Genomic DNA, 10,032 nt, shown 5'->3' on the forward strand with positions numbered 1-10,032 from the left:
AGACTTCGCCGGCCGGCACGTGGAAGCCTTCGGTGTAGAGCTTGAAGTGATGGATTAGCGATTCCATCGAGGTCTTCATCTCGGCGCGCTTGGGCGGCACCACCTTGCGGTCGTCAGATGCGACAGGGCCTTGGGGCATCTGCGCGAGGCACTGCTTCATGATCCTGGCGGACTGGCGCACTTCCTCGACGCGGACCATCATGCGATCATAGCAGTCCGAATTGGTGCCTACCGGAATCTCGAAATCCATCCGGTCATAGACATCGTAAGGCTGGCTCTTGCGGATATCCCACGGGATGCCGGCGGCCCGGATCATCGGACCGGAGAAGCCCCAGGCCAGCGCGTCTTCCTTGCTGACAACGGCGATATCGACATTGCGCTGCTTGAAGATGCGGTTGTCGACAACCAGGCTCATCGCATCTTCGAACAAGGTCGGCAGGCGGGTATCGAGCCAGTCGGCGATATCGGTCAACAGCTTGAGCGGCACGTCCTGATGCACGCCGCCGGGGCGGAACCAGGCCGAATGCATACGCGCGCCCGAAGCCCGTTCGAAGAAGTTGAGGCAATCCTCACGGACTTCGAACAACCACAGGTTCGGCGTCATCGCACCCACGTCCATCACGTGGCTGCCGATGTTGAGCATGTGGTTGCAGATGCGGGTCAGCTCCGCAAACAGCACGCGCAGGTACTGAGCGCGCAGCGGAACCTCAAGGTTCAGCAGCTTCTCGATCGCCAGGACATAGCTGTGCTCCATGCAGAGCGGCGAGCAGTAGTCCAGCCGGTCGAAGTAAGGCAGCGCCTGAAGGTAAGTCTTGTGCTCTATCAGCTTTTCGGTGCCGCGATGGAGCAGGCCGACGTGCGGATCGATCCGCTCGATCACTTCGCCGTCCAGCTCCATAACCATGCGCAGCACGCCGTGCGCGGCCGGGTGCTGAGGACCGAAATTGATCGTATAATTAGTGACGACTTCGCCCTCGGTGGTGGGCGACTGTTCGAGCTGCATGCTCACTTCGCGTCTCCCTTATGCGGCGGGCGGCTGTCCGTGGCGGCAGGCGCTTCTTTCTCGCTTTTGCCGGTATCCTTCTGAGCAGGAGAGCCGTCAGAAACCTGTTCCTTCGCCTTGCCGTTAGTAGGCTCACCGGCGCCGCTCACACCCTGTTTCTCGGTCACCTTGGGGGTAGCGACCGGCGGCGGCGCAGCGTGCTCAGCCGCCTTCTCGTCACCCGGCAGCACGTAGTCCGCGCCTTCCCAGGGACTCATGAAGTCGAAACTGCGCAAATCCTGCGCCAGCTTGACCGGCTCGTAGACGACGCGCTTGTCCTCTTCAGAATAGCGCAGCTCGACATAACCGGTGAGCGGGAAATCCTTGCGCTGCGGATGCCCTTCGAAGCCATAATCTGTAAGGATGCGGCGCAAGTCCGGATTACCGGCGAAGATAACGCCGTACATGTCGAACACTTCGCGCTCCAGCCACCCGGCGCTGGGCCAGAGCGTGGTCACCGTCGGCACCGGTGTGCTTTCGGACGCATTGACCTTTACCAGCAGACGATGGTTCTTCGTCAACGAAAGCAGCATGTAGACGACTTCGAAGCGCTCCGCACGCGACGGGAAGTCGACCCCCGCCATCTCCATCAACTGCTGGTATTCGTGCTCATCGCGCAGCAACTTGAGCGCATCCTCGATCCGGTCGCGCGCGATGGTGAGCACGATTTCGCCGTACTCCTCCTTGGCGGAAACCAGCATCGCGCCGAGCGCGGTGGAAAGCGTTTCGAGCACCCCTTCGTTGGAGGCGAATTTGGGAGCGGAATGCAGAACAGGCATGCTGGCCTTTACCTCTCGACCGTTCCGACGCGGCGGATCTTCCGCTGAAGCTGCATGACGCCATAAAGCAGCGCCTCCGCAGTCGGCGGACAGCCTGGAACGTAGATATCGACGGGCACGATACGATCGCAGCCGCGCACCACCGAATAGCTGTAGTGGTAATAGCCGCCGCCGTTGGCGCAGGAGCCCATCGAGATCACGTACTTGGGCTCCGACATCTGGTCATAGACCTTGCGCAGGGCCGGGGCCATCTTGTTGCACAGAGTGCCCGCAACGATCATCACGTCCGACTGGCGCGGCGATGCACGCGGGGCAGCGCCGAAGCGCTCCATATCGTAGCGGGGCATGTTGACATGGATCATTTCCACCGCGCAGCAGGCGAGGCCGAAAGTCATCCACCACATTGAGCCCGTTCGGGCCCACTGAAACAGTTCCTCGGTCGAGGTGACCAGAAAGCCCTTGTTCGAAACTTCCTGATTGAGATCATTGAGAAACGCCTGATCGGGCGGCGTCACGGCGCCACCCTGCATCAGAGGATGTCCTGCGGCGGAGTTCACGCCCACGAGATTGCCTGCGGTGCTCATTCCCAGTCCAGAGCTCCCTTCTTCCATGCATAAGCAAGGCCGACCGCCAGTTCGCCCAGAAACACCATCATGGTCGCCCAGCCGGCCCAACCGGTCATCTTAAGCGAGACGGCCCAGGGAAACAGGAACGCCGCCTCTAGATCGAAGACGATGAACAAAATCGCCACGAGGTAAAAGCGCACGTCAAACTGGCTGCGCGGATCCTCGAACGCGGGAAACCCACACTCGTATTCGCTGTTCTTGTCGGCGTTAGGCTGATGCGTGCCGGTCAGCCTGGCGACACCCATCGGCAGGAACACTATGGCCGCCGACAGCAGCAAGGCGATTGCCAGGAAGATCAGGATCGGCAGGTATTGTGACAGATCAGTCAATGGTCTCTGGCCTCATACCGGATGCGACAGCCGGACTCGCCTCGAAGGGATACACGCCCGGTTGGGCGCGCTCTTAGGGCAGCCCCAACGGCACCGCAAGGTGTCCAGTAGATTATTCAGCCGAACTTCATTGCATTGCAACAAGGCGAGCGCATACCGCAAGGCAATCTAGGGGATTGTCCGCGCGGCACGGCCGGCCTCAGTCGAGCGCCTTGCGGGTCGGCATCCGAAGAACGACCCGACTGCGGTGCCCATGTGGGAAAGGAGGATCAGGATGCAAGCGGAAAGCGCCGCGGTGAGAACATTGCAGCCATGACCAGACTCTGCTCCGTCATTGCATTTGACGCATTGCAACATTATCCGATTAACTCCTGTCCCGCATAACAGCTCAAAAGGCATCGCCATGGCCCAGATTTCGGCTTCTGATCCGATCGTCATCCTTTCATATGCCCGCACCCCCATGGGCGGTCTGCAAGGCGTTTTCACCGACGTGTCCGCCACTGACCTCGGCGCCACCGCCGTCAAGGCAGCGGTCGAACGCGCCGGAGTCGCGGGTGAGGATATCGAACGTATCTACATGGGCTGCGTGTTGCCGGCTGGCCTTGGCCAAGCCCCTGCCCGCCAGGCGGCGATCAAGGCCGGCCTGCCTCAGTCAGTCCAGGCCACCACGGTCAACAAGGTCTGCGGCTCAGGCATGCAGACAGTCATCATGGGCGCAGAAGCTCTTGCTTCCGGTTCGCTCGATCTGGTGATCGCGGGCGGTATGGAGTCGATGACCAATGCCCCATACTTGTCGAAAAAGCATCGCGGCGGCGCGCGCGCCGGCCATGACACGCTTTACGATCACATGTTTCTGGACGGGCTTGAAGACGCTTACGAAGGTTGCGCCATGGGCGCCTTCGCGCAAATCACCGCAGACGAGTATCAGCTCACTCGTGACAATCAGGATGAATACGCCATCGAGTCGCTGCGGCGCGCAGTGGAGGCGATCGGCTCAGGCGCGTTCAAGGACGAGATCGTTCCCGTTACAGTGAAGACTCGCAAGGGCGAGGTGATCGTCGATGTCGATGAGCAACCGGGCAAGGGCAATCCTGATAAGATCAAGACGTTGAAGCCCGCCTTCGCCAAGGATGGGACCATCACCGCTGCCAGCTCCAGCTCGATCTCGGATGGCGCCGCCGCCTTGGTGCTGACCCGCAAGAGCGTCGCCGATGCCAAGGGCCTCAAGCCCGTCGCCACCGTGGTCGGCGTAGCGGCGCACGCCCAGGAACCCGCCAAATTCACTACCGCACCGGTGGGCGCGATCACGTCACTGATGGAAAAGACCGGTTGGCAACTCTCGGATGTCGACCTGTTCGAAGTGAACGAGGCTTTCGCCTGCGTCGCCATGTTCGCGATGCACGACCTCGGCATTCCGCACGACAAGGTGAACATTCATGGCGGCGCCACCGCCCTGGGCCACCCGATCGGAGCCTCGGGCGCCCGCATCATCGTCACTCTCATCAATGCCCTGAAAGCAAATGGTCTGAAAAAGGGTGTCGCGTCGCTTTGCATCGGCGGCGGCGAAGCAACCGCAGTGGCGATCGAACTCGCCTGACCGTCCGCCCGAGCGGATGACGAAAAGTCCCCGCCCTCGAAGGCGGGGGCTTTTTGCTCATGGCGCGCCGGCGCCCCAGAGGCGGTCTTGACGCGCAAAGCCCTTGTGGCCTTCCACGTCGAACGCGCACCAGCCATTCTTGCAGTCACCTAGCATGCCGACGACCCCAGGCTCGATCCGCCAGAGCATGCGGGACGAGTCGCTGCTTTCGGCATGCATCTCGATCAGCCCATCCCCGTTCACGATGGCTGCGCGGTGACGCGAGAGCAGCAGGTCACGCATCCAGCCCTTAGTGCCATCGAGGTCTTCCACCAGGCGCCACGGACCTTCGCGACGCAGCACTTTGACGGGAAGGTGCAGACGGCGGTACACCCAATCAATCCTGTAGGAATCGCCCGGCCCCACGCGCATATTGGCGATATCGGCATCGACCGACGCCCAATAGGGCACCTTGTCGTCATCCTCCGCCCGTGCCGAAACCGAGAACAGGCACAAGGCCAACAACGGCGATATCATCAGGAAGCGCATCATGAGGGATTCTTACCCTGCTGGCCGCAAAGGCTTCAAGGCTTCTTGACCGGCCCCCTGTGGAAGGCATAGCGCGAAAAGCATGACGGCATCGGCTAGCGACATCTCCGCCCACCCTCACCCGCCGCGTCCGCGCGTGGTGGTCACGCGCAAGCTGCTGCCGGAAATCGAAGCTCGCATGGCCGAGTTGTTCGACGTGACTCTGAACGCCTACGACACGCCAATGACGCGCGACCAGCTTCTCGCGGCGATCCAGACGTGCAACGTTCTGGTGCCCACCGTCACAGACGTGATTGACGCCGAACTGATCGCGCAGGCGGGCGATGGGCTCGGCCTGATCGCCAGCTTCGGCGCCGGCACCGACCATATCGATGTTGCCGCCGCTCGCGCCCGCCGCATCATTGTGACCAACACGCCGGGCGTTTTCACTGACGATACCGCCGACATGACGCTGGCGCTGATTATCCTCGTCTCCCGCCGTTTCAGCGAAAACGTCAGGACACTGCGCGAAGGTCGGTGGGCCGGCTGGGCTCCTTCTACCATGTTGGGCCACTCTCTGACGGGCAAGACGCTAGGGATCGTCGGAATGGGTCGCATCGGCCAGGCGGTGGCGCATCGGGCCAAGGCGTTCGGCATGGAAATACGATATCACAATCGTCACCGCCTGCCGGGCGCGCTGGAGAACATGTTCTCCGCCCGCTACGCGCCCGATCTCGACGCACTGGTGGCGGAAGCCGATATCCTGACCCTGCATTGCCCCGCCGGACCTGAGACGCGGCTGATGTTCGACGCGCGGCGACTGGCGCTGATGAAGCCCACCGCCTGCATCGTGAACACTGCGCGTGGCCAGATCATCGATGAAGAAGCACTGATCGCCGCTCTATCCAAGGGGCGCATCGCGGGCGCCGGGCTCGACGTGTTCGCCCGTGAGCCACAGATCGATCCGCGATTGCTGGAGCTGCCGGGCCTGGTCGCCATGCCGCACCTCGGCAGCGCCACTTACGAAGGGCGAGGCGCGGCCGGTGAGCGGGTGATCGCGAACATCCGTTTCTGGGTGGACGGGCATCGCCCGCCCGACCAGGTGTTGCCCGACCTGCCCTGATGACCTGCAAGGCGGATGAAGCCGTTCAGCCCAGCTTAGCCTTCAGGATCTCATTGACCACTTGCGGGTTGGCCTTCCCCTGCATGGCCTTCATGGTCTGACCCACGAAGAAGCCGAACAAGGCTTCCTTGCCCGCCTTGTACTGCTCCACTTTATCGGCATTGGCGGCCAAGACGTTGTCGATCGCCGCCTCAATCGCCCCGGAATCGGATTCCTGCTTGAGCCCCTCGCGCTCGACAATCGCGGTAGCGCTGTCGCCGGTCTCCAGCATGATTTCCAGCACTTGCTTGGCGATCGATCCGGAGATTGTTCCAGCGCCCACAAGGGCTAGAAGTTCTGCACCCTTTTCGGGAGTTACATACGATTCCTCAAGCGACTTACCCAACTTGTTAAGCGCGCCGAACAATTCGGAGATCAGCCAATTGGCGGCCTGCTTGGCCACTTCTGCGGGCTGCTTTGCTTGTGCTGTGGCGCAAGCGTTCAGCAGCCGCTCAAACCAACGCGCGGTCTCCACCTCCGCCGTCAGCACGCCAGCATTGTAGGCTGAAAGGCCCAAGGCGGTCTCATAGCGGTGGCGCTTGGCATCGGGCAGTTCGGGCAGGGAGTTGCGGCATTCATCCAGGAACGCGTCGTCCAGTTCCAGCGGCAGCAGGTCCGGATCAGGGAAATAGCGATAGTCATGCGCATCTTCCTTGCTGCGCATCGACCGTGTAGAGCCGGTGTTCGGATCGAACAGGCGCGTTTCCTGCACGATCTTTCCGCCGCTTTCCAACACATCGACCTGGCGGTTCGCCTCGTGCTCGATCGCCTGCATGACGAAGCGCACCGAGTTGACATTCTTGGTCTCGGTACGAGTGCCAAAGGGCTCGCCGGGTCGGCGTACCGACACATTGACGTCAGCCCGCATCGAGCCCTGATCCATATTGCCATCGCACGAGCCGACATAGCGCAGAATCGTCCTCAGCTTTGAGAGGTAAGCCCCTGCCTCAGAAGGAGAACGCATATCCGGCCGACTGACAATCTCCATGAGCGCCACGCCCGAGCGGTTGAGATCGACATAAGACATCGTTGGGTGCTGGTCATGCATCAGCTTGCCCGCATCCTGCTCTACATGGATACGTTCAATACCAATGGTCTTGGTGTTTTCCGGGTCCTTGTCGTCCACGGCGATCTCGATCGCACCCTCGCCCACCAACGGGTGATAGAGCTGACTGATCTGGTAGCCCTGCGGCAAGTCCGCGTAGAAGTAGTTCTTGCGATCGAAGCGTGACCACTTGTTGATCTGCGCGTTGATCGCCATGCCGGTGCGCACCGCCTGACGGATACACTCCTTGTTGGGCACCGGCAGCATCCCCGGCATCGCCGCATCAACAAGGCTGACCTGTGAATTGGGCTCCGCCCCGAACGCCGTCGCCGAACCGGAGAACAGCTTGGAATTAGAGGTGACCTGCGCATGGACTTCAAGGCCGATCACGACCTCCCATTCGCCGGTTGCGCCCTGGATGCGGTATGTGGATTCAGTCAATGTCAGAACTCCAGCGGATCAAGCAACTCGACTTCGGGAAAATAGCTTTCAAAGCGCTTGCGGTCACTCGTTAGAATGGGCCAATCGCGATTAGCGGCCTGTGCGCCGATCATGAAATCGGGCAAAATCGTTGTGCGTGGTCCGCCGTTCAGGCGATAGGCCCCAAAGGCCACACTGGCCCGAAAGGCGTCGGCATTGTCGAACGGCTCCACTTTCAAGCCAAGCTCCACCAACCGTTCTTCGAAAGCGGCAAGGCTAGGCGATCCCCAGGCGGTTTCAGCGAAAATCACCGGATTGATCGTCGGCGATCGCTGCGAAGCCAGAAGAATGTAACTCTGGATGATTTTTTCGCTGCGTTCGCCGACGCCATGCAAAACATCGATGACGACATTGGAATCGACAATCATACTTCCGCCGGAGGCCCTCGCATCAGCTCGAGCCATAATTCGCTGGTCATGCCCTCGGGTAGAGTATTCTCGGCGGCAAACTTGCGCCGCGCTTCGCGCACACCTGCTGCTAAACGTTCCGCCCGTTCGGCGCGCTGGGCATCGTCGGTTGCCCGGCCCAGAACAACATCACCATTGGAACCAATCACAAAGCTGACCAGATCGCCAGCCTTCAACCCCAAAGCGTCACGGATCGCCTGCGGGATCGTAGCCTGGTATTTGCTGGTCAAGCGCGAACTGTAGCGTTGTGGCGGGCTGTGGATGTTCATGATATGGTGGTATTACGCCTTTCTGGTATTACCGTCAACCAACATCCATCCGTCCAACACATGGGCCCGATTACCTGACTCTGTAGTCAGATTCATCCTACCACCACTTCTCCGGCTTGGCCGCAAATCCGGCCCTCTGCTCGATCGCCAGCCCGGCATTCAGCACGCCCTGCTCGTCGAATGGCTTGCCGATCAGATGCAGGCCCAGCGGCAGCCCTTGCGCATCCAGCCCGGCAGGCACTGACATCGCCGGCAGGCCCGCGAGCGAGGCAGGCACGGTGAACACGTCGTTGAGGTACATCTTCAGCGGATCGTCCACGTTCTCGCCGAGCGCGAAGGCTGCGCTTGGCGCGGTGGGTGTCAGCAGCACGTCCACCTCATGGAAGGCACCCATAAAATCGTGACTGATGAGCGTGCGAACTTTCTGCGCCTGCGTGTAATAGGCGTCGTAGAAGCCGGCAGAGAGCACATACGTGCCGATCAGGATCCGGCGCTTCACCTCGGCGCCGAAGCCGGCAGCGCGGGTGGCGGCGTACATATCCTGGAGGTTGGCGCCGTCAGGCAGGTCACGCAGGCCATAGCGCACACCATCATAGCGGGCGAGGTTGGACGACGCCTCAGCTGGAGCGATGATATAGTAAGTCGGCAGGGCATATTTGGTGTGCGGCAGCGTCACGTCCACCACTTCGGCGCCTGCGTCTTCCAGCCAGGCCATGCCCCGTTCCCAGAGCGCCTCGATCTCGGCGGGCATGCCGTCCACCCTGTATTCGCGTGGAACGCCGACTTTCTTGCCTTTAAGGCCGGCTGAAAGGTTCGTGGTCCATTCAGGCACCGGCATATCGAGGCTGGTGGAATCCTTGGGATCGAACCCAGCCATGGCCTCCAGCATGATCGCGCAGTCTGTCACGTCGCGCGCCATCGCGCCCGCCTGATCCAACGAGCTGGCGAACGCGACCACGCCCCAGCGCGAACAGCGGCCGTAAGTGGGCTTGATACCGGTGATGCCTGTAAACGCCGCGGGCTGGCGGATTGAACCGCCGGTGTCCGTGCCGGTCGCGGCCGGGCACAGCCGCGCCGAGATCGCCGCCGAACTGCCGCCGGAAGACCCGCCGGGGGCCAGCGCGGCGTTGCTGTCCGGTCGCCGCCAAGGCGAGACCACGTTGCCGAAGTGGCTCGTTTCGTTCGAAGAACCCATGGCGAACTGGTCAAGGTTGAGCTTGCCCAACATGCCCGCACCGGCCTCCCACAGCTTCTGGCTGACAGTGCTTTCGTATTCGGGCTTGAAGCCTTCGAGGATGTGGCTGGCCGCCGTCGTCTGAACACCTTTCGTCGCGAACAGGTCCTTCATGCCGATCGGAACACCGGCCATCTTGCCCAGCGTCTCACCGGCGGCGCGCCTGGCATCGACGGCCTTGGCGGCTTCGATCGCCTTTTCCGGTGTAGCGACGATGAAAGCGTTCAACGCTTCCTGCGCGGCGGCGATATTGGCGTTAAACGCTTTCGCCACTTCAACGGCGGTGAAATCGCCTTTGGCCACGCCGCCGCGAATGGCGGCTACACCGAGTTCGGTCAATTCCTGCGTCATTACAAACCTCCCGTCGCCCTGGCGAACGCGGAAGCCCCGCGTTGCCGGCTACGGATCAAAAGAAAAGCGGGGTCCCCACCGTCGCGGGGATGACGAACCTTTGGCGTGAACGGAGGCCCGCTCACTCAATCACCTTAGGCACGCCGAAGAAGCCGTGTTCGGCCATCGGCGCATTGCCCAGCACTTTGTCACGGATGCCCCCGC

The 10,032-nt window shown here is 61.5% G+C and carries 12 protein-coding genes; 2 read left to right on the forward strand and 10 right to left on the reverse strand.

Annotated elements, in window-relative coordinates; all coding sequences use genetic code 11:
- The 4 genes from V7D69_RS14195 to ndhC form a co-directional block, all read right to left on the reverse strand.
- On the reverse strand, nucleotides 1–1,003 hold a 1,003-nt coding region (locus V7D69_RS14195), incomplete at its 3' end, for an NADH-quinone oxidoreductase subunit D (RefSeq protein WP_333606129.1).
- A 2-nt stretch (nucleotides 1,004–1,005) separates the two neighbouring features.
- Nucleotides 1,006–1,821, reverse strand: coding sequence for an NADH-quinone oxidoreductase subunit C (locus V7D69_RS14200; RefSeq protein WP_333606127.1), 816 nt, complete (start codon nucleotides 1,819–1,821; stop codon nucleotides 1,006–1,008).
- Between the two features lie 8 nt (nucleotides 1,822–1,829).
- Nucleotides 1,830–2,351 carry a NuoB/complex I 20 kDa subunit family protein gene (locus tag V7D69_RS14205; RefSeq protein ID WP_333606130.1) on the reverse strand — a complete coding sequence of 174 codons (522 nt, stop codon included), beginning with the start codon at nucleotides 2,349–2,351 and terminating at the stop codon, nucleotides 1,830–1,832.
- Nucleotides 2,352–2,401: 50 nt separating this feature from the next.
- Nucleotides 2,402–2,776 (reverse strand): NADH-quinone oxidoreductase subunit A, encoded by a 375-nt coding sequence (gene ndhC / locus V7D69_RS14210; RefSeq protein WP_324064500.1) that lies wholly within the window; start codon nucleotides 2,774–2,776, stop codon nucleotides 2,402–2,404.
- Between the two features lie 403 nt (nucleotides 2,777–3,179).
- Here ndhC and V7D69_RS14215 point away from each other — a divergent pair, with 403 nt between their 5' ends.
- Nucleotides 3,180–4,373 (forward strand): acetyl-CoA C-acyltransferase, encoded by a 1,194-nt coding sequence (locus V7D69_RS14215; RefSeq protein ID WP_324064501.1) that lies wholly within the window; start codon nucleotides 3,180–3,182, stop codon nucleotides 4,371–4,373.
- A 57-nt stretch (nucleotides 4,374–4,430) separates the two neighbouring features.
- Here V7D69_RS14215 and V7D69_RS14220 read toward each other — a convergent pair whose 3' ends face one another.
- On the reverse strand, nucleotides 4,431–4,904 hold the full coding sequence (locus V7D69_RS14220; RefSeq protein WP_324064502.1) for an SH3 domain-containing protein: 474 nt from the start codon (nucleotides 4,902–4,904) through the stop codon (nucleotides 4,431–4,433).
- A 79-nt stretch (nucleotides 4,905–4,983) separates the two neighbouring features.
- On the opposite strand from V7D69_RS14220, the gene V7D69_RS14225 reads away from it, so the two are divergent.
- Nucleotides 4,984–6,003, forward strand: coding sequence for a 2-hydroxyacid dehydrogenase (locus V7D69_RS14225; RefSeq protein WP_324064503.1), 1,020 nt, complete (start codon nucleotides 4,984–4,986; stop codon nucleotides 6,001–6,003).
- A 25-nt stretch (nucleotides 6,004–6,028) separates the two neighbouring features.
- Here V7D69_RS14225 and gatB read toward each other — a convergent pair whose 3' ends face one another.
- The 5 genes from gatB to V7D69_RS14250 all read right to left on the reverse strand — a co-directional run.
- A complete protein-coding gene (gatB, locus tag V7D69_RS14230) occupies nucleotides 6,029–7,528 on the reverse strand; it encodes an Asp-tRNA(Asn)/Glu-tRNA(Gln) amidotransferase subunit GatB (RefSeq protein WP_324064504.1) in 1,500 nt (499 codons plus the stop codon).
- Between the two features lie 2 nt (nucleotides 7,529–7,530).
- The gene (locus V7D69_RS14235) at nucleotides 7,531–7,935 is read right to left on the reverse strand and encodes a type II toxin-antitoxin system VapC family toxin (protein WP_333606128.1); all 405 of its coding nucleotides are present in this window, start codon (nucleotides 7,933–7,935) and stop codon (nucleotides 7,531–7,533) included.
- Nucleotides 7,932–8,243 (reverse strand): type II toxin-antitoxin system PrlF family antitoxin, encoded by a 312-nt coding sequence (locus V7D69_RS14240; protein WP_324064506.1) that lies wholly within the window; start codon nucleotides 8,241–8,243, stop codon nucleotides 7,932–7,934. The genes V7D69_RS14235 and V7D69_RS14240 overlap by 4 nt, the downstream gene beginning before the upstream one ends.
- A 97-nt stretch (nucleotides 8,244–8,340) precedes the next feature.
- Nucleotides 8,341–9,828, reverse strand: coding sequence for an Asp-tRNA(Asn)/Glu-tRNA(Gln) amidotransferase subunit GatA (gatA, locus tag V7D69_RS14245; protein ID WP_324064507.1), 1,488 nt, complete (start codon nucleotides 9,826–9,828; stop codon nucleotides 8,341–8,343).
- Nucleotides 9,829–9,949: 121 nt separating this feature from the next.
- A partial coding sequence (locus V7D69_RS14250) for an Asp-tRNA(Asn)/Glu-tRNA(Gln) amidotransferase subunit GatC (RefSeq protein ID WP_333606131.1) occupies nucleotides 9,950–10,032 on the reverse strand: 83 nt, incomplete at its 5' end.

Source organism: Novosphingobium sp. (assembly GCF_036733805.1).
In the GTDB taxonomy this organism is placed as follows: Bacteria; Pseudomonadota; Alphaproteobacteria; order Sphingomonadales; family Sphingomonadaceae; genus Novosphingobium.

Bases quoted from the DNA above. Each gene is read 5' to 3' on its own strand.
- V7D69_RS14215 (WP_324064501.1), top strand. From the start codon at position 3,180: ATGGCCCAGATTTCGGCTTCTGATCCGATCGTCATCCTTTCATATGCC.
- gatA (WP_324064507.1), bottom strand. From the start codon at position 9,828: ATGACGCAGGAATTGACCGAACTCGGTGTAGCCGCCATTCGCGGCGGC.
- V7D69_RS14240 (WP_324064506.1), bottom strand. From the start codon at position 8,243: ATGAACATCCACAGCCCGCCACAACGCTACAGTTCGCGCTTGACCAGC.
- V7D69_RS14220 (WP_324064502.1), bottom strand. From the start codon at position 4,904: ATGATGCGCTTCCTGATGATATCGCCGTTGTTGGCCTTGTGCCTGTTC.
- V7D69_RS14225 (WP_324064503.1), top strand. From the start codon at position 4,984: ATGACGGCATCGGCTAGCGACATCTCCGCCCACCCTCACCCGCCGCGT.
- V7D69_RS14205 (WP_333606130.1), bottom strand. From the start codon at position 2,351: ATGCAGGGTGGCGCCGTGACGCCGCCCGATCAGGCGTTTCTCAATGAT.
- V7D69_RS14235 (WP_333606128.1), bottom strand. From the start codon at position 7,935: ATGATTGTCGATTCCAATGTCGTCATCGATGTTTTGCATGGCGTCGGC.
- V7D69_RS14200 (WP_333606127.1), bottom strand. From the start codon at position 1,821: ATGCCTGTTCTGCATTCCGCTCCCAAATTCGCCTCCAACGAAGGGGTG.